This window comes from Sphingomonas sp. Leaf25, from assembly GCF_001421635.1.
In the GTDB taxonomy this organism is placed as follows: domain Bacteria; phylum Pseudomonadota; class Alphaproteobacteria; order Sphingomonadales; family Sphingomonadaceae; genus Sphingomonas.
In genome coordinates this window covers 135,707-152,502 of sequence record NZ_LMKU01000028.1, presented here as the reverse complement: position 1 = coordinate 152,502, position 16,796 = coordinate 135,707, and the positions used below count along the sequence as shown (strand labels likewise).

At 69.0% G+C, this 16,796-nt stretch carries 20 protein-coding genes; 3 read left to right on the top strand and 17 right to left on the bottom strand.

What is annotated here, in order from left to right:
* Positions 1-20: 20 nt before the first annotated feature.
* The 7 genes from ASE78_RS11420 to ASE78_RS11395 all read right to left on the bottom strand — a co-directional run bounded on the left by ASE78_RS11420 (position 21) and on the right by ASE78_RS11395 (position 5,445).
* The gene (locus ASE78_RS11420) at positions 21-1,325 is read right to left on the bottom strand and encodes a bifunctional folylpolyglutamate synthase/dihydrofolate synthase (protein WP_056497166.1); all 1,305 of its coding nucleotides are present in this window, start codon (positions 1,323-1,325) and stop codon (positions 21-23) included.
* Positions 1,326-1,332: 7 nt separating this feature from the next.
* The gene (accD, locus tag ASE78_RS11415) at positions 1,333-2,184 is read right to left on the bottom strand and encodes an acetyl-CoA carboxylase, carboxyltransferase subunit beta (RefSeq protein WP_056497164.1); all 852 of its coding nucleotides are present in this window, start codon (positions 2,182-2,184) and stop codon (positions 1,333-1,335) included.
* Positions 2,181-2,981, bottom strand: coding sequence for a tryptophan synthase subunit alpha (gene trpA, locus ASE78_RS11410; RefSeq protein ID WP_056497313.1), 801 nt, complete (start codon positions 2,979-2,981; stop codon positions 2,181-2,183). Before trpA ends, accD begins: the two co-directional genes overlap by 4 nt.
* A complete protein-coding gene (locus ASE78_RS11405) occupies positions 2,978-3,232 on the bottom strand; it encodes an endonuclease domain-containing protein (RefSeq protein WP_230768909.1) in 255 nt (84 codons plus the stop codon). Before ASE78_RS11405 ends, trpA begins: the two co-directional genes overlap by 4 nt.
* Entirely contained in the window at positions 3,138-3,359 is a 222-nt protein-coding gene (locus tag ASE78_RS19780; RefSeq protein WP_268795713.1) for a DUF559 domain-containing protein, read from the bottom strand. Before ASE78_RS19780 ends, ASE78_RS11405 begins: the two co-directional genes overlap by 95 nt.
* Positions 3,360-3,399: 40 nt before the next feature.
* Positions 3,400-4,629, bottom strand: coding sequence for a tryptophan synthase subunit beta (gene trpB, locus ASE78_RS11400; RefSeq protein WP_056497161.1), 1,230 nt, complete (start codon positions 4,627-4,629; stop codon positions 3,400-3,402).
* A gap of 180 nt (positions 4,630-4,809) precedes the next feature.
* Positions 4,810-5,445, bottom strand: a complete 636-nt coding sequence (locus tag ASE78_RS11395) for a phosphoribosylanthranilate isomerase (RefSeq protein ID WP_056497158.1) — start codon at positions 5,443-5,445, stop codon at positions 4,810-4,812.
* 318 nt (positions 5,446-5,763) lie between these two features.
* Here ASE78_RS11395 and ASE78_RS11390 point away from each other — a divergent pair, with 318 nt between their 5' ends.
* From ASE78_RS11390 to ASE78_RS11380, 3 genes are read left to right on the top strand one after another with little or no spacing between them, the layout of a single operon-like run.
* The gene (locus ASE78_RS11390) at positions 5,764-6,024 is read left to right on the top strand and encodes a hypothetical protein (protein WP_056497310.1); all 261 of its coding nucleotides are present in this window, start codon (positions 5,764-5,766) and stop codon (positions 6,022-6,024) included.
* Complete coding sequence (locus tag ASE78_RS11385; protein WP_235515029.1) at positions 6,014-6,421, top strand: SAM-dependent methyltransferase; 408 nt, start codon at positions 6,014-6,016, stop codon at positions 6,419-6,421. Before ASE78_RS11390 ends, ASE78_RS11385 begins: the two co-directional genes overlap by 11 nt.
* Positions 6,418-6,696 carry a hypothetical protein gene (locus ASE78_RS11380; RefSeq protein WP_055755479.1) on the top strand — a complete coding sequence of 93 codons (279 nt, stop codon included), beginning with the start codon at positions 6,418-6,420 and terminating at the stop codon, positions 6,694-6,696. The genes ASE78_RS11385 and ASE78_RS11380 overlap by 4 nt, the downstream gene beginning before the upstream one ends.
* Before the next feature lie 305 nt (positions 6,697-7,001).
* Here the strand turns inward: ASE78_RS11380 and pyrF are convergent, their stop codons facing one another.
* The 10 genes from pyrF to ASE78_RS11330 all read right to left on the bottom strand — a co-directional run bounded on the left by pyrF (position 7,002) and on the right by ASE78_RS11330 (position 16,653).
* The gene (gene pyrF / locus ASE78_RS11375) at positions 7,002-7,679 is read right to left on the bottom strand and encodes an orotidine-5'-phosphate decarboxylase (protein WP_056497152.1); all 678 of its coding nucleotides are present in this window, start codon (positions 7,677-7,679) and stop codon (positions 7,002-7,004) included.
* A complete protein-coding gene (locus tag ASE78_RS11370; protein ID WP_056497150.1) occupies positions 7,676-7,960 on the bottom strand; it encodes a lipopolysaccharide assembly protein LapA domain-containing protein in 285 nt (94 codons plus the stop codon). Before ASE78_RS11370 ends, pyrF begins: the two co-directional genes overlap by 4 nt.
* Positions 7,961-8,038: 78 nt before the next feature.
* On the bottom strand, positions 8,039-10,333 hold the full coding sequence (locus ASE78_RS11365; RefSeq protein ID WP_056497147.1) for a patatin-like protein: 2,295 nt from the start codon (positions 10,331-10,333) through the stop codon (positions 8,039-8,041).
* Entirely contained in the window at positions 10,330-11,025 is a 696-nt protein-coding gene (locus ASE78_RS11360) for an endonuclease/exonuclease/phosphatase family protein (RefSeq protein WP_056497143.1), read from the bottom strand. The genes ASE78_RS11365 and ASE78_RS11360 overlap by 4 nt, the downstream gene beginning before the upstream one ends.
* Positions 11,026-11,261: 236 nt before the next feature.
* A complete protein-coding gene (locus ASE78_RS11355) occupies positions 11,262-12,620 on the bottom strand; it encodes a sensor histidine kinase (protein WP_082467166.1) in 1,359 nt (452 codons plus the stop codon).
* Positions 12,617-13,336: a response regulator gene (locus ASE78_RS11350; RefSeq protein ID WP_055755485.1), complete on the bottom strand. Its 720-nt coding sequence runs from the start codon at positions 13,334-13,336 to the stop codon at positions 12,617-12,619. The genes ASE78_RS11355 and ASE78_RS11350 overlap by 4 nt, the downstream gene beginning before the upstream one ends.
* An 80-nt stretch (positions 13,337-13,416) precedes the next feature.
* Entirely contained in the window at positions 13,417-13,893 is a 477-nt protein-coding gene (locus tag ASE78_RS11345; RefSeq protein ID WP_056497136.1) for a hypothetical protein, read from the bottom strand.
* A 124-nt stretch (positions 13,894-14,017) separates the two neighbouring features.
* A complete protein-coding gene (locus ASE78_RS11340) occupies positions 14,018-14,710 on the bottom strand; it encodes a glutathione binding-like protein (RefSeq protein ID WP_056497133.1) in 693 nt (230 codons plus the stop codon).
* A gap of 63 nt (positions 14,711-14,773) precedes the next feature.
* The gene (locus tag ASE78_RS11335) at positions 14,774-15,439 is read right to left on the bottom strand and encodes a phytanoyl-CoA dioxygenase family protein (protein ID WP_055755488.1); all 666 of its coding nucleotides are present in this window, start codon (positions 15,437-15,439) and stop codon (positions 14,774-14,776) included.
* The gene (locus ASE78_RS11330; protein ID WP_056497130.1) at positions 15,436-16,653 is read right to left on the bottom strand and encodes an SGNH/GDSL hydrolase family protein; all 1,218 of its coding nucleotides are present in this window, start codon (positions 16,651-16,653) and stop codon (positions 15,436-15,438) included. The genes ASE78_RS11335 and ASE78_RS11330 overlap by 4 nt, the downstream gene beginning before the upstream one ends.
* Positions 16,654-16,796 lie beyond the last annotated feature (143 nt).

Here is a 16,796-nt window from a genome sequence, read left to right as displayed (position 1 = left end):
GCGCGAACAAAACCTTCTTCCTAAGCTGGCACCTCATCATTCGCCGCCAGCACGGTGCCAGCCAGATACAACGACCCCGCGATCAACACCGCCTCCGACCCCTGCAGCGCCACCCGGTCGAGCGCCGAAGCCGGATCGCCCGCCACTTCGGCATGCACCCCCAACGCCCGCGCCATCGCCGCCAACGCCTCCGGCGCATGACACGCATGCCCCGGAACCGGCACCGCCACCACATGATCGACCACCTGCGCCAGATGGCCCAGCACGCTGCGCGCATCCTTGTTGGCAAGCATCCCCAGCACCAGTGCCGACCGCTCACCCTGCGCTATCCGCGGCCACCACCCAGCCACCTCGATCGCCGCCGATTCATTGTGCGCCCCGTCGAGCCACACGCCGTGCCGGGACACGACCCGTCCGGTCAGCGGCCCGCGCTCGCGCAACCGCTGCATCCGCGCCGGCCAGCGCGCCGCCCCTGCCGCCGCGACGATCGCCGCATCGGGCACGTCGACCGCCGTCTGATGCCGCAGCATCGCTGCGGCGAGCGCCAGATTGTCGCGCTGATGCGCCCCCGCCATCGCCGGCACCGGCAGCGTCAGTTCCCCCCGATCATCGGTGTAGAAACCGTCGTCCGCCCGCCAGTCCTCATCGCGAGCGACCAGCGTCGCCCCAGCCGCACCCGCCACCGCGTGCACCCGCGCCATCACCTCGGGCGCATAGCGCTGCACCACCAACGGCACGTCCGGCTTGGCGATCCCCGCCTTCTCGCCCGCGATGCCGATCAGCGAGTTCCCCAGAAACGCCTCGTGATCGATCCCTAGCGCCGCGATGCCGCACACCGCCGGTGCCGGCAGCACATTGGTCGCATCCAGCCGTCCGCCCAGACCCACCTCGATCACGCACGCCTCCGCCGGCGTCCGCGCAAAGGCGAGGAACGCCGCCGCCGTCGTGATCTCGAAGAAGCTCGCCCCGATCCCGTCGGCCACGTCCAGCACTTGCGCCAGCAGCGCCGCCAATGCGCCATCGTCGATCAGCGTGCCGCCCAACCGGATACGCTCGTTGAACCGCACCAGATGCGGGCTGGCATAGACATGGGCGCGCAGCCCCGCCGCCTCGAATGCGGCGCGCAGATAGGCACAGGTCGATCCCTTGCCGTTGGTCCCCGCGACATGGAACACCGGCGGCAGCGCCAGATGCGGATCGCCCAGCCGCGCCAGCAGCCGCGTGATCCGATCGAGCCCCAGCACATCGGCGCCCGGCGACAACAGGGTCAACCGGTCGAGTTGCGCCTGCACCGCCGGGTCGGCCGAAATCGCGAAATCGGGCATGCCCGGCTCAGGCCGCCGCCTTCTGTCCCAGAAACTCGATCAACTGCGCAAGTTCGCCGGGCAGGTCGCGGCGATGTGTCACCCGGTCGATCAGCCCATGGTCGCGATAATATTCGCTGGTCTGGAAATCGTCGGGCAGCTTCTCGCGGATCGTGCTTTCGATCACCCGCCGCCCGGTGAACGCCAGCGTCGCCTTCGGCTCGGCGATCTGCACGTCGCCCAGCATCGCATAGGCGGCCATCACGCCCCCCGACGTTGGATCGGTCAGCACCACCAGATAGGGCAGGCCCGCATCGTGCAGCATCTCGATCGCCACCGTGGTGCGCGGCATCTGCATCAGGCTGAGGATACCCTCCTGCATCCGTGCGCCGCCGCTGGCGGTGAACACCACATAGGGCACGCCGCGCGCGATCGCCGCCTCGACGCCGGCGATGAACGCCTCACCGACGAACTGCCCCATCGATCCGCCCATGAACGCGAAGTTCTGGACCCCGATCACCGCGCCATGTCCCTGGATCGTGCCATAGGCGTTCTGGAACGCATCCTGCTCGCCGGTGTCGGTCCGCGCGGTCTTGAGCCGGTCAACATAGCGTTTGCTGTCGCGGAACTTCAGCGGGTCCTCGGCGACCTTGGGATTGGGCAATATCTGGACGCTGCCGTCATCGAACAACTGTCCGAACCGCTCCTTCGGCCCGATGCGGCCATGATGGTCGCACTTCGGACAGACGTGCAGATTCTCTTCCCATTCGCGGGTGAAGATCATCTGCCCGCACCCCTTGCACTTGTGCCAGAGATGGTCGGGCGTTTCCTTGCGCGCGACGAAGGGGAGGGCGTTGCGGACGCGGTTCAGCCAGCTCATGCCGGGTCCTTTGCCGCGTGGCGCACCGCGCTGGCAAGCGTTTCGATATAGGCGCGCACCGGCTTAGCGGCATCGGCCCCGTGCGCGGCGACGATCTCGACGATCGCCGATCCGACGACGACCCCGTCCGCCACGCGCGCGATGCTCGCCGCCTGTTCAGGCGTGCGCACGCCGAAGCCGACCGCGATCGGCAGGGTGGTCGCCGCCTTCAACCGCGCGACCGCATCGTCGATCGACGCCTGCACCGCCTGTTGCTTGCCGGTGATCCCGGCGACCGAGACGTAATAGAGGAACCCGCCGGCCCCCTCCAGCACGGCGGGCAGCCGCGCGGCATCGGTGGTTGGCGTTGCCAGCCGGATCGCGGCGATGCCATGGGCGCGCAATTGCACGCCAAGGCTGTCGTCCTCCTCGGGGGGAATGTCGACGCAGATCACCCCGTCGACGCCGGCGGCGGCGCAAGCCTGCGCGAACCAGTCCGCCCCGCGCCGCACCATCGGATTGGCATAGCCCATCAACACCAGCGGGACGTCGGGGTGGCGCACGCGGAACTCGCCCGCGATCCGCAGCACATCGGCGGTCCGCGTTCCCGCGTTCAGGCTGCGGATATTCGCCGACTGGATCGCCGGCCCGTCGGCCATCGGATCGGTGAACGGCATGCCCAGTTCGATCACATCCGCCCCGCCCGCGACCAGTGCGTCGAGGATGGCGGGCGTCGCGTCGGACGTCGGATCGCCGGCGGTGACGAAACACACCAACGCTGCGCGCCCTTGCGAAAACGCCGAAGCAAGCCGGGTCAAAGCCCTCTCCCCTTCAGGGGAGAGGGTTGGGAGAGGGGGTGGGTCAAGAAACCGTCCAACAAGCGCAACACGCCTTCCAGATTAAACATCACGTCAGAGTTAGTGAACCGCACTACCCGATAGCCTTGCGCGGTCAAATACGCGGTCCGAGCTTCGTCATACGCAGCCGTTCCGCCATGCAGATGCCCGTCGAGTTCGATTACGAGCTTCGGCGCGTTCGCCGCAAAGTCGGCAATATACGCCCCGATCACCTTTCTGCCGCCGAAACTTCACATCAGCGAGCCGCTCGGCGCGCAACGCGAACCACAGCTTCTGCTCCGCAGGGGTAGGGGCCTTGCGAGCGTCTTTCGCCCGTTCAATCAACAAAGCGTCGCGCACTGCCCCTCTCCCAACCCTCTCCCCTGAAGGGGAGAGAGCTTTAGATTTCTACTCCCAGCGCGCTTGCCACGGTGAAAATATCCTTGTCCCCCCGCCCGCACAGGTTCGCCAGGATGATCTGGTCGCTACGCATGGTCCTCGCCCGCCGCGCCACCGCCGCGATCGCGTGCGCCGGCTCCAGCGCGGGGATAATCCCTTCGCTCCGGCACAGCATCTGGAACGCGTCGAGCGCGTCGACATCGGTCGCGCTGTCATATTCCACCCGGCCGATGTCGCGCAGCCACGCATGTTCCGGCCCGATCCCCGGATAGTCCAGTCCCGCCGAGATCGAATGCCCCTCGGCGATCTGCCCGTCCTCGTCCTGCAACAGATAGGTCTTGTTGCCGTGCAGGATGCCGGGGAAGCCGCCCGCCAGCGACGCGGCATGATCCTTGTCCAGCCCGTGGCCCGCCGCCTCGACGCCCAGCATCGCGACGCCCGCATCGTCGAGGAACGGATGGAACAGCCCGATTGCGTTCGACCCGCCACCGATCGCCGCGACCAGCAGGTCGGGCAGACGCCCGGTGCGCTCCAGCATCTGCGCGCGCGCCTCGCGGCCGATGATGCTCTGGAAATCGCGCACCATCTCCGGGTAGGGATGCGGCCCCGCCGCCGTGCCGATGATGTAGAAGGTGTCGTGGACGTTCGCGACCCAGTCGCGCAGGCCTTCGTTCATCGCATCGGACAACGTGGCCGCGCCGCTCGTCACCGGACGGACTTCCGCACCCAGCAGTTTCATGCGGAACACGTTGGGCTGCTGCCGCTCGACGTCCTTGGCACCCATGTAGATGACGCAGGGCAGGCCGAATCGCGCACAGACGGCGGCGGTCGCCACGCCATGCTGGCCAGCACCCGTCTCGGCGATGATCCGCGTCTTGCCCATGCGGATCGCGAGCAGGATCTGCCCGATGCAGTTGTTGATCTTGTGCGCGCCGGTATGGTTCAGCTCGTCGCGCTTGAACCACACCTGCGCCCCCATGCCCGGTTCCGCCGACGCGCGCAGCGTCTCCGACAACCGCTCGGCATGATACAGCGGGCTGGGCCGCCCGACATAATGCGTCATCAGATCGTCGAACTGCGCCGCGAACGCCGGGTCGGCCTTGGCCGCCGTATATTCGCGATCGAGGTCGAGGATCAGCGGCATCAGCGTTTCCGCGACATAGCGGCCGCCGAAGTCGCCGAAATGCCCGCGGTCGTCGGGCTGGGCGCGATAGCTGTTGGGGGCGTTCATGGGCCGTCCGTTACGCCCGCCCGTGCCCGCTGTCGAGGGGATCAGGGACTGACCGGGACACGCGCGGAAGCGCCCGTTTCGAGAGTTCAGTCCATTCTACTCGCAAACGTCGCCCCGGACCTGTTCCGGGGTGACGGATCGCGCCCGAAAGCCTCGCGGATCGCTGAACGTCGATCCGCCTTAGGCGTCCACCACCGCCCGTCCGAACGCCACGATCCGCTGAATATCCTTCACGCCGGGCGCGCTTTCCACGCCCGACGACACATCGACCAGCGGCGCGCGCGTCACCTGCACGGCCTGCGCGACATTGCCCGCGTCCAGCCCGCCCGACAACGCCCATGGCAGCGGATGCGCGAAGCCGGCGAGCAGCGTCCAATCGAACCGCACCCCCATGCCGCCGGGCAATGCCGCACCCTCGGGCGTCTTGGCGTCGTATAGCACGCGGTCCGCCGCGCCGCCGAGCGCTCGCGCCCCGTCCAGATCGGCGCGCGTCTTGACCGCCACCGTCCCCCATGTCTCGCGCCCGAACCGCGCCCGGATCGCCGCGATCCGCGTCGGCGCGGTCTTGTGCAACTGGATCGCGTCGAGCCGCCCCGCCGTCACCGCCGCGTCGAGGAGCGCATCGTCGGGATCGACGAACACGCCCACCTTCGCGACTCCGCCCGGCACCTGCGTCGCCAGCCCCGCCGCCTTGTCGAACCCCAGATGCCGGGGGGAGGGGGGAAAGAACACGAAGCCGACATGGCTCGCCCCGGCGGACAGCGCCGCCGCCAGCGTCTCGGGCGTCGACAGGCCGCAAATCTTGAAACGGGTCATCGGTCGCTCACCACACAAGAGAAAACAACCCCGCCCCGCGAGGTACGGCCCCACATCCTCTCCTCTCCCCGACAGGCGAGGGACCGGGGGTACGGGGCAGGAGCCGACACAGCCTCGCCGATCCGCCCCCGATCCCTCCCTTGTCAGGGAGGGAGGCGCCACACAACCGGAGACCGCCGATCCGCCACCACCCGCCACCCGCGAACTCTATGCCGCCACTACGCACTTTCCCGGAATCGATCTCGAATCGCTATGGCGCGGGGCGTAGCTGATCGGGGCGGGCACATGCACGCCCGCGCCACCGAAGGTTTCCCGATCATGTCGCCTACCCCCCAACCGGACCCCGCCGACCCCGTCGTGCTCTATGTCGGTCAGGATGTCGCCGGCCACTGGCTGGTACAGGACGCCGCCCGCCTGCTCGAAGGGCGTTTTGTGTCGCTCACCGCCGCGCTCCGCTTCGCCGAGGCCGAGCGCCAGATGTACCATGCCAGCGTGCGGCTGGCGACGATGCCGCTGGTCCCGGTGATCCCGTTCGGCCCGGTCGCGGCCGATGTCCGGGCGCTGCCCCGTGCCGCGTGAGCGCGCCCGGTCCGACCCGCGCTGGGCAGATGTTGCCGCAACTCTTGCGGCGTTGCGCGGCCGCCGCCGCCATGCCGTCCGCATCGTCGACACCGATTGCGGTTGCGGCACGCTGCTGATCGCCGCGCTTGCCCATGCCCGCAGCCTCGGCTTCACCGCGATCGAGGGGCGCGGCCTCGATCGCTCGCCGGCCTGCCTCGGCCGGGCGCGACGCGCGGCGGCCGCGCTGCACGATCCGGCGATCGGCGTGGCGTTCGACGCAACCGACGTGGCGACCGCGCTCGGCGAAGAGGCCGAGGCACCCGCCGACATCCTGCTGTGCCGCGCCGTGCCCGCCTGCGGTATGGCGGCGGGGCGGGGGGTGATCGCCGACCGCCATGCCGATGCCATCCAATGAGCCGCCGCAACCTGCGCTGGCGGGCCGCCGGCGTCGTGTTGCTGGCCATCGCCGGCACCGTCGCGGTCGTGGGCTACGGTGCGACGGCGACGCTCGTCGCGCTTCCCGCCGCGCTGCTCGGCCTGCCGCTCGCCCTCCACGGCAAGCGCGTGGCGCAGGCGATCCGCGCCTGTCGTCACGGCCATGCTACCACTGCCGCGATCGTCCACGCCGCGCACCGGCGGCGGCTATGGCGACCCGCCGGGCCGTCCCGCACGGACCGATCGATGCCATGACGGCGGAATAAACGGCCGAGTCGCGCCTCAGTGCTAACTGGTGCTTGCTGCCGCTCGCGAATGCGCGATGTGCAAACTTCGGCGCCGGAAATTGATATGTCGATCGGACAAAAGGATTATATTGCAATAATTTGCTACAATGGCCCGGCCGTGTGGGAGGGCGTTGCGTGTAAACTTCGTCATCTTCCACCCGCCATGGGCAAAGCCCATGGCGTCGGTCGGCGCTCCCCGCGCCGCCGGCCGAACGCGCCTTGTGCGGCTCGGGTCGAGCTTCGCTCGACCTTGCCCGGCGCGTTTCCGGCGCGTTACAGCGTTGCCTCGATCGCTCTCGCCGCCTGATCCGGGTCCTCGGCCTGCGTGATCGGTCGGCCGATCACCAGCACCGATGCCCCGGCGTCCAGCGCGGCGCGTGGTGTCACCACCCGCTTCTGGTCGCCGACACCGGCGTTCGCCGGACGGACGCCGGGCACCACGAAGAACCCTTGCGGCCACACCTTCTTGGCCGCCGCGACCTCGGCACCCGAACACACCACCCCGTCGATCCCGGCGCTCTTCGCCAGTTCGGTCAGCCGCACCACCTGCGCGTGCGGGTCGGGGGCGAGGCCGATCGACGACAGGTCGTGCCCGTCGAGGCTGGTGAGCATCGTCACCGCCACCACCTTCGTGCCGACCGGCGCGGCGGCCTTGGCATCCTCCAGCATCGCCCGCCCGCCGCTGGCATGGACGGTCAGGATCGCCGGATCGAGCGGCCCCAGCGCCTGGATCGCCTTGGCGACGGTATTGGGAATATCGTGGAATTTCAGGTCGAGGAAGATCGGCAGGCCAAGGTCGGCCATCGTCCGCACCCCCGCCCGGCCATTGGCCATGAAGAACTCCAGTCCCAGCTTCAACCCGCCGACATGGCCCCGGACCTTGTGCGCCAGCGCCTTGGCCCGTTCCAGATCGGGGGTGTCGATCGCGACATAGATCGGCGAGCGGCTCATGCGACCACTCCCGTCACCGGCTGCGGCTCGACCGGCTTGGCCAGCGGCACCGTCCGGTCGGCGGCGAACAGCCGCTGGCGCATCCGCCATCGCGTCAGTCGCAGCGCGACGAACGTCGGCAGGAACCCCGCGAGGAACGTGACGAGCAGCAACAGCGGCAGGTTCACATCGGCATACAACGTCCCCCACAGCTTCAGGGGAACCATCGTCATGTTGTTAAGCGCAAAGGCGACGATCACCCCCACCAGCAACGCCCAGAACAGGGTTTTCAGGAACTGCATGGGGCCTTGCCTCTCGTGTCGCCGGGGTATCGTCCTTTCCTTACGCCCGCCCGCACGGTTTTTCCAATAGTGGCGGTGTCAGCCGATTTCGGCGCGCAGCTCGGCGAACAGGTCGCCGATCGCCGCCAGCCGTGGTTCCTCTTCGTCGAGGATCGCCACGAACGCGCGGCGTTTCAGCGTCGCGACATAACCCGGCGGCAGATGCACCTCGCCCGGCAGCGTCGACAGCGCGATGTCGATCATCCGCTCGGCGCCATGCAGCCGCCCCCACAGATAGTCGTTCTCGCGGTACGACCGGCTGAAAAACGCCCCAAAATTATGGAAGCGGATGCCCTTCAACGTGGCCTCCGCCCCGCCACCCCGGATCGAAGGGGCGTCGTCGGGCGCGATCCGGTCGACCCGCACCGGATCGAACTCGTCCAGCCCCTCGCCCCCCAGCAGCGGCAATGTGGCCACGTCGAAGAACGGAAAGCCCAGATAGGCGAGCAGCAGCGGCCGCCGGATCTCGCGCGGCATCGCAGACAATGCCGCCGACAGCCGGGCATCGGTATCGGCATCCAGCGTCGGCAGGTCCATCGCGTCGCCCATCGCCGCCAGCACTTCCGCCGGATCGGCCCGCGCATCGCCTGCCAGCGGTTTCAGCCCGGCGAACCGGTCGGCCCGCTCGCACGCCAGATAGGGGGCGAGGCTCGCGAACACCGCTTCCCGCACCGCCGCCAGCGGCGCGCTGCCATGGGCACCCTCCATCGTCGTCAACGTGCGCACCAGCAACCGCAGCCGGCGGATGCGGAACGGCAGGTCGTGGCTGCGCAGGAAATCGATCGTCGCGTCGCTCGCACCCTCCGGGCCGAAGCGATCCGCCCCCGCCGCCCGCACCGCACCGGCGAAGCGCGCCCGCGTCCGCCGCACCCATTCGGGCGAGGCATCGCCAGCGATCGCCCCGGCCTGCGCCGCCAGCCGGTCGAGCAACTGCCCGATCTTGAGCAGGCCATAGGCGGCATGGCCGATCCCGGCCTGTTGCGCGGCACGCACCTGCGCCTTGGCGCGCCATCCCGCCAGTCGCGCCGGCGTCGGCCAGTCGAGGAAGAGCGTATAGCCGAACAGTGCCTCGACCTGTTCCTCCACCGGTCCGCGCACCTGCTCGACGATCGCCAGCATCCGCTCGATCTGTTCCGAGCGCCGCTGGATCGCATCCAGATTGTCGCGGATCGGCTGCTTGCGCGGTAGTTCGGACAATGCGCCCAATATCGTCTGAAGAAACCCCGGCGGCCCTTCGCTCGCCGGGGCGAGGCCGAATTTATGCCCCGGTGCCGGGTCGAGATAGACGAAGCGCCGGTCGATCTGCCGCTTGGCCGGGCGGTTGCGCAGCGCATCGATCGCCGGCTGGAACGGGGCATTGGCCAGCACCGATCCGTCGATCAGCGTCGCCGCCTCCGCCATGCCGACCGCCGACTGGCGCGGCAGCACGCGCCGCAGGAACGCCTCGCGTCCGTCCCACGCCATATCCCGCTCGGCAAGCGCGGCGTCCAGCTCGCCGACCCGGAACGGCGGAAAGGCACCGGGAAAGCTCGACGTCGCCCGCGCCGCGAACACCAGTTCGGCGGTATCGGCGAGGGTTCCGCCGGCATGGTCGCTGAAACCGATCACCAGCCGATGTTCGGTCTCGACCACCTCGGCCGGCGAATTGAGCCGCAGCAGTTCGGGGTGGCCGGTGAAGTCGGTCACGGTGACGAACAGGTCGAGCGGCTGGCCATCGGGCAACAGCCTCGGCCCTGCCGGAGCGGCCGCCATCGCGGCAAAGGCATCGAGCAGCATGTCGACCATCACCCGCCCGCCGAACGGCGGCTCGAACCAGCGCGCGCGAAAGAAATGGTCGAGCTTGGCACGCAGTTCGTCGCGTGCGGCCCGGTCGACGCTCGACACCTCCTCGCCCTCGCGGCCCAGCGCCATCCACGCGATCGGCCGCGCCCATGGCCGCGACAGCGCGCTGGCGGGCGCCTGCACCGGATCGATTAGCGCCTCGATGTCTGCCTTGTCGAGCCACAGCGCGGTCAGCGGGTCGAGCGACTGGCCGGTGGCGATCGCCTGCGCCAGAAACACGCCGTTGATCCCGCCGGCACTCGCCCCGGCGACGATGTCGACCAGCACGCGCAGCCGGATGCCGGTCCGCGCCGCCAGATCGGCGAGCATGTCCTGATACACGCCGGCGCTGCCGGTCAGCGGCTCGGCACCGTCCTGCGCCGCGCGGCTGGCGCGGGCGATGTGCCAGATTTCCTTGACCAGCCCGTGCATGTAGACCGCGAGGCTTATCCCGCCGTAGCAGATCAGCGCGAGGCGCAGTTCGCGTTCCTGCGGCGGGCGGTCGGCGCTCACGAAGCGTCCAGCACCGCCCAGATCGGCAGATGGTCCGACGCCTTGCGTGCCGCCGCGCTATGGTGGACCCCCGCCTCGACGATGCGCAGCGCCGGCGACACCATGATCCGGTCGAGCCGCCCGATCGGCCGTCTGGCATGAAAGCTGGGACCGGTATCGGCGAAGCGATGGTCGCGCGCGAAGTCGCGCAGGCAGCCGGACTGCGGCGTCCATTCGTTCAGGTCGCCCATCAGCACGCAGGGCAGATGCGGCGCGCATCCGTCCAGCTCGCGCAGGATCGCGTTCGCCTGTTTGCGCCGCCACAGCCCGGACAGGTCGAGGTGCATGCCGACCACCCGGATCGTCACGCCGCCGGTCGTCACATCGGCGCGCACCGCGCCGCGCGGCTCCAGCGCCGGAATCTCGATCCGGTGCGGCTCGGCGATGATCGCACCTTTCCGCACCAGCAGCGCATTGCCGTGCCACCCCATCGACTGCGCCCGCATCGCCACCGGCACCGCAGCCCATGGACTATGCTCGTCGAGCATGTTGAGCGGGATGACACCGGCCCGCTCGCCCAGCCGCCGGTCGCATTCCTGCAACGCGATGATGTCCGCGTCGATCTCGCGCAGCACCTCCAGCGTGCGTTCCGGCATCCGGCGGCGATCGGTGCCGATCGCCTTGCGCATGTTGTAGCTGGCCACCTTTATCATCGTAGCCGATCCAACGTCGATTGCACGGTTTCGTTTCGTGGCCGCAGCGAACCGGGACCGATAGACATTCGGCGGCAACCGGGGGTGGTCGTCATTCCCGCGCAGGCGGGAATCCATAACCGCTGACGTTTCGGCTGGAGTCGTGACGCTGGCGCATATGGCCTCCCGCCTTCGCGGGAGTGACGACAGGGGATAGGGCGGTCGTCCTGCGTCAGCGAACTTGATATTGATCCGACCTACCGCGGCAGCCGGATCGTCGCGTCCAGCCCGCCGCCGTCGCGGTTGGCCAACGTGATCTCGCCCCCCGCATCGCCCACGATCGCACGGGCCAGCGCAAGGCCCAATCCGATGCCGCCGGTGCCGCGGTTGCGCGACGTCTCGATCCGGGTGAACGGATCGAACACCGCGTCCAGCCGGTCGGGCGGAATGCCGGGGCCACGATCGCACACGATGATCGTCACCGCCTGCGCGCCCGTCTCTACCCGCACTTCGGCCGCGCCGGCATATTTGACCGCGTTCTCGATCAGGTTGCGCACCGCGCGGCGCATCAGATTGGGCCGCATCCTGAGCGGCACCCGCGCCGCCTCGACGAAATCGACCGCCGCGCCCAGATCGCGGAAATCCTCGACCACCGCATCGACCAGCGCCGCCACGTCGACGTCGGTCGGTGGTTCGCTCGGACGACCCAGCCGGGCGAGCGACAGGATGTCCTCCAGCGTCGCGTTCATCTCGTCGATCGTCTCGGCCATGCGCTGGCGATCGGTATCGTCCTCGACCGACTCAATCCGTACCCTGAGTGCCGCCAGCGGGGTGCGCAGGTCATGGCCGATCGCGCCGAGCATCCGGTCCTTTTCCTCGATCATCGCATTCACCCGCCGGGCAAGGTCGGCAAAGGCGGCGATCAGCAGCCGCACGTCCTGCGGCCCCGACGGTTCGATCTCGGGCAGCGGCCGTCCCGGCTGGAACGCGCGCGCCGCCCCGGCCAGCCCGCGCAGCGGCTTGGCGATGCCGCGCCCGACCCACAGCACCGGCACCAGCACGATCACGTACAGGATCAGCGTCTGCGCCAGCAATCGCCAGAGCAGCCCGCGTTCGGCGATCGGCCACGGATTGTTCGCGACCAGCCAGCCGCGTCCCGGCAGTTCCACGACGACGCCCAGCATCGCCCCCATCCGTCGCAACCGTTCGACCCGGCGACGGTCCGTCTGCCGGGCGCGGATGTCGGCTTCCTCGACCGCACGCACCCGCGCCTCGATGCGGCCGACGGTAATCCCGGCATCCGCGAAGCCGCGCCGGATCGCTGCCTCGACATCGGTTTCATGCTCGCCACCGGGCACGGCGGGGGCACGAGTGACCAGCCGGACCCCGCGCAACCGGTCGGCACGACGCGGATCGGGGACGACGGGGCGGGGCGAATTCACCCGTTCGGCGGCATCGACCAGCCGGGTGACGGCGGGCAGCGTCACCTCGGCGAAGCGGAACGCGCGGCGTTCGCGCAGCAACAGGCCGAAATTGATCGCCTGCGCCACGAACAGCGCGATCGCGACCAGCAGCGCGATCTGCCCCGGCAGACTGGCTGGCCACAGGCGTTTCACAGCCGGGTCACTTCGGAGGCCAGCGTATAGCCGCCGCCCCAGACCGTCTTGATGATCTCCGGGTTGCGCACATCGGCCTCGATCTTCTTGCGCAGCCGGCTGACCTGATTGTCGATCGCCCGGTCGAACGCCGCCGCCTCGCGCCCTTGCGTCAGGTCGAGCAACTGGTCGCGGGTCAGCACCTGTCGCGGCCTCGTCACCAGCGCGTGGAGCAGGTTGTATTCGCCGGTCGAGAGCGGCACCGACACGCCCTCACGATCGACCAGCGCGCGCTCGCCGGTCTTGAGCACCCAGCCGGAAAAGGCGAACGATCCCGCCTCCGGCGCATGCTGGCGCACCGCGCCGCTGGCGGTCCGGCGCAGCACCACCTTCACCCGCGCGGCCAGTTCGCGCGGGGAAAACGGCTTCACGACATAATCGTCGGCGCCCATCTCCAGCCCGACGATCCGGTCGGTTTCCTCGGCCCGCGCGGTCAGCAGGATCACCGGCGTGTCGCCCGTCTCGCGGATGTGGCGGCACAGCGACAGCCCGTCCTCGCCCGGCATCATGATGTCGAGGATCGCGAGGTCGATCGCATAGGCGTTGAGCCGCGCCCGCGCGCCCTCGGCATCGCCCGCCTGGGTCACGCGGAATCCCTGTTTGGTGAGATATTGCGCGAGCGGTTCGCGGATCGATCGTTCGTCGTCGACGAGCAACAGGTGCGGAATATCGGCCATGTCGGACATGCTAGGCGAGCCTGTAGATCAAGGGAACCGCCGGACGGTGCCGGGAATGGCACCGTCCGGTGGTGGAAGGGTCAGTCCGCCGCGCGGTCGCCACGGCGTTCCATCCGCTGGTCGCGCCACTGTTGGCGTTCGGTGGCATCGATCCGGCCGTCCTTGTTGCCATCCTGCCGGTCGAACGCCGCGCCTGCCTGCGCACGATATTCCTCACGCGTGATGACGCCGTCGCGGTCAGTATCGGCCCGCTCCAGCATCCGCGCGCCACCAAAGCCGCGCGGACCGCCGGGGGCGGGGGGAGGCGGCGGGGTGCCGGCATCAACCGCCGGGCGCGGCGCACGCTGCGGCAGCGCGGCGCGTTCGGCGGCGCTGATCCGGCCGTCGCGGTCGGTATCGATCGCGTCGAAACGCCGGTCGGCACGCGCCAGCGCTTCGGCGCGGGTCAGCACGCCATCGGCCATCGGGCGGGGCGGCTGGGGCGCGGGCTGCTGCGCCATCACCATGCCCGGTGCGGCGGAAGCGAGGAGCGAGGCGGCAATCAGGAACGGTCGCATGCGAGGCCTTTCGGTGGAACGGGGCACATCCCCGGTGGAGGATGCACCCCGTATGCCCACGACTTGTCGCCGCGCTATGTCGCCTCGCCGATCACTTTGTCGCAGTTTGTCGCAACCCGTCGCGTCAATCCGCCTTGGGCGTGCCGAACAGGATCCGGCGCTGTTCGTCGGTCATCGGCGTCTCGCCCCGACCGATCGCCTCGCCCTTGTCATACGCCGCCTTGGTCGCGGGGCGGGCGGCGATCGCGTCGAACCAGCGTTTGACGTTGGGGAAGTCGTTCAGATCCTGCCCCAGCTTCTCATGCGGGACGAGCCACGGATAGGACGCCATGTCGGCGATTGAATAATCGCCGGCCAGATACTCATGGGTCCCCAGTTGCTTGTCGAGCACGCCGTACAGCCGCGCCGTCTCGCGCCGATACCGGTCCTGCGCATAGGGAAGTTTTTCGGGGGCATAGACGTTGAAGTGGAAATTCTGGCCCGACATCGGCCCCAGCCCGCCCATCTGCCACATCAGCCACTGGATCGCGTCATACCGCCCACGCGGATCGGCGGACAGGAAGCGACCGGTCTTTTCCGCGAGGTACAGCAGGATCGCCCCCGATTCGAAGAGCGCGATCGGCTCGCCGCCGCCCGCCGGTTCGTGATCGACGATCGCGGGCATCCGGTTGTTGGGCGAGATGGCGAGAAATTCGGGACGGAATTGTTCGCCATTGGCGATGTCCACGGGCACGATGGTGTAAGGCACTGCCGCTTCCTCGAGGAACAGCGTCACCTTGTGCCCATTGGGCGTCGGCCAGAAATGCAGATCGATCATGGATGGTCCCTTCGACACGCGGTCACAGTCGTAAATGGTGCCACCCCGATCCCCTGCCAAGAGCTACACTCCCGCCCAGCGCAGCCCGCCGGGCAGGTCGCAGGCGGCATAATCGACCTGCAACACCCGCCGCCGCGACGGGTGTGCCGCCGCGTCCGACGCATGCAGGATCGGTGTCGAATAGAGCCATACGTCGCCGCGATCGGCGGTACAGACGAAGCGGGGCGATGCCGCGACGATGGCGGGAATATCGCCTTCCGCAATCCGCCCCAGCCGATGCGATCCGCCGGCCACCAGCAACGGCGCGTTGGTGCCGGGCACGGGGTCGAGGTGTACGCGCATCGTCACCATTGCGGCGAGCAAATCGGGCGGCGGCGCGACATGCTGCAACCCCTGCTTGACCGTCCATGGCCCGTAGCCGGGAATGTCATGCCGTCGTGCGACGACGATCGTCCGGTCCTGATGCCAGCCGAGCGCCCAGTTGGTGTCCGCCGTCTTGTCGAACAACAACGCCCGCACCGGCCTGGTCCGGTGGCCCAGCACCGCCGCCGCCAGTCGCCCGATCGCACCGGTGCCCGACAACAGGTCGCTCAAGGCGCCGATACCGTGCAACCGCACGCCGGCCCGTTCGGGCGGAACGTGCGCCAGTGCCGCCTCGATCGCGGTGACCGCGGTGGCGGCGGCACCAGGCAGGTGCCGTGCGCCATCGCGATCGAGGTCGGGCGTCACCGCTCGAACAGCGTCAGCGGCACGGCGTCGGCCATCGCCTTGTATCCGACCGCCGAGGGGTGGAGATGATCGCCCGAATCATAGGCGGGCAGCAACCGGTCGGGATGCGCGGGATCGCGGACCGCCCGGTCGAAATCGATCACCGCGTCGAAATTGCCGGGGGTGCGAATCCATCGGTTGACCGCCTGCCGCGCCGCTTCGGCCTGCGCATCGGCGTGATAATAGTCGTTGCCGACGAACGGCATCACCGTGCCGCCGATGACGCGCAACCCGCGGGATCGCGCGCGGGCGACGATCTGCGCATAGCCGGCGATGAGCCGCGCGGTATGGGCGTCGCGCTCTGCGGCGCTTACCGATCGTTCGCGGGCGAGGCCGCCCAGATCGTTGATCCCTTCGAGCAGGATCAGATAGCGCGCGCCCGGCTGGCTCAGCACGTCGCGATCGAACCGCGACAGCGCATTGGGGCCGCTACATTCGATCAGCACGCAATTGCCGCCGATGCCGTGGTTGACCACCGCCACGCTGCGCGTCGTACGATGCGCGGCAAGCCGGCGGGCGAGTCCGTCGGTCCAGCGCGCATTTACCCCGTCCCTGGTCCCGTATCCGTCGGTGATCGAATCACCGAACGCGACGATCGCCCGCGCGGTCGGGACGGCGTCGACCTCGACGCCCGCGATCTGGAACCAGCGTTCGACCGGCGCGGCACCGGCAAAGGCGGGGTCGGCCAGCGCATCGCCCGGCGCGATCCAGCTTCGCGTGCGCGCGCCGGGATGGCCGGTCTGTTGCTGCGGCAGTTCGGCGAAGCGGATGCTGATCGCCAGATCGTCGAACGCCGCGACCGGCAGCGTGACCGGATCCGACCACCAGTCCGCCCCCGCCGGGATCGTCACGTCGCCCCGCCCGGCGAAGGTCAGCGCCCGGTCGCTTGCCTGCTTGGTCGTGGCCGCTGCCGGACCGGTGGCCAGCGCGACATGCGCGCCGGCAATCCGCAGCGGCGTCGCGCCGAAGGCGTTGGTGAACCGCACCCGCACCGCCCGCCCGCCGAGCGACAGCCGCACGATCTGACGGATGGTCGTACCGGTCGCCTGCTGCGGGTTCAGCATCTGTTCGGCATTGGTTTTCAACGGTGACGTCGTCCACCCCGCTACCCACGGCCCGGCAGCCGCCGGCGATCCGATCATCGCGGCCAGCAACATGATCACGTTCCAGCGCATGGCATCCCCCCTCTTTTTTCGACCCGGACTAACGAACTGGTATCGCTATCACAATCGCCGCTGAAATCGGCGAAAATATACTTCGCCAAATTGCAGGTCAGTTCGCGCGCAATCACGCTGCATCTATTGATTTTTTCCCAAGT

What these genes read in the sequence shown, in the direction of transcription:
- ASE78_RS11420 (WP_056497166.1), bottom strand. Translation starts at nt 1,325, where the DNA reads ATGCCCGATTTCGCGATTTCGGCCGACCCGGCGGTGCAGGCGCAACTC.
- accD (WP_056497164.1), bottom strand. Translation starts at nt 2,184, where the DNA reads ATGAGCTGGCTGAACCGCGTCCGCAACGCCCTCCCCTTCGTCGCGCGC.
- trpB (WP_056497161.1), bottom strand. Translation starts at nt 4,629, where the DNA reads ATGAACGCCCCCAACAGCTATCGCGCCCAGCCCGACGACCGCGGGCAT.
- ASE78_RS11395 (WP_056497158.1), bottom strand. Translation starts at nt 5,445, where the DNA reads ATGACCCGTTTCAAGATTTGCGGCCTGTCGACGCCCGAGACGCTGGCG.
- ASE78_RS11390 (WP_056497310.1), top strand. Translation starts at nt 5,764, where the DNA reads ATGTCGCCTACCCCCCAACCGGACCCCGCCGACCCCGTCGTGCTCTAT.
- ASE78_RS11380 (WP_055755479.1), top strand. Translation starts at nt 6,418, where the DNA reads ATGAGCCGCCGCAACCTGCGCTGGCGGGCCGCCGGCGTCGTGTTGCTG.
- pyrF (WP_056497152.1), bottom strand. Translation starts at nt 7,679, where the DNA reads ATGAGCCGCTCGCCGATCTATGTCGCGATCGACACCCCCGATCTGGAA.
- ASE78_RS11370 (WP_056497150.1), bottom strand. Translation starts at nt 7,960, where the DNA reads ATGCAGTTCCTGAAAACCCTGTTCTGGGCGTTGCTGGTGGGGGTGATC.
- ASE78_RS11360 (WP_056497143.1), bottom strand. Translation starts at nt 11,025, where the DNA reads ATGATAAAGGTGGCCAGCTACAACATGCGCAAGGCGATCGGCACCGAT.
- ASE78_RS11350 (WP_055755485.1), bottom strand. Translation starts at nt 13,336, where the DNA reads ATGGCCGATATTCCGCACCTGTTGCTCGTCGACGACGAACGATCGATC.
- ASE78_RS11345 (WP_056497136.1), bottom strand. Translation starts at nt 13,893, where the DNA reads ATGCGACCGTTCCTGATTGCCGCCTCGCTCCTCGCTTCCGCCGCACCG.
- ASE78_RS11340 (WP_056497133.1), bottom strand. Translation starts at nt 14,710, where the DNA reads ATGATCGATCTGCATTTCTGGCCGACGCCCAATGGGCACAAGGTGACG.
- ASE78_RS11330 (WP_056497130.1), bottom strand. Translation starts at nt 16,653, where the DNA reads ATGCGCTGGAACGTGATCATGTTGCTGGCCGCGATGATCGGATCGCCG.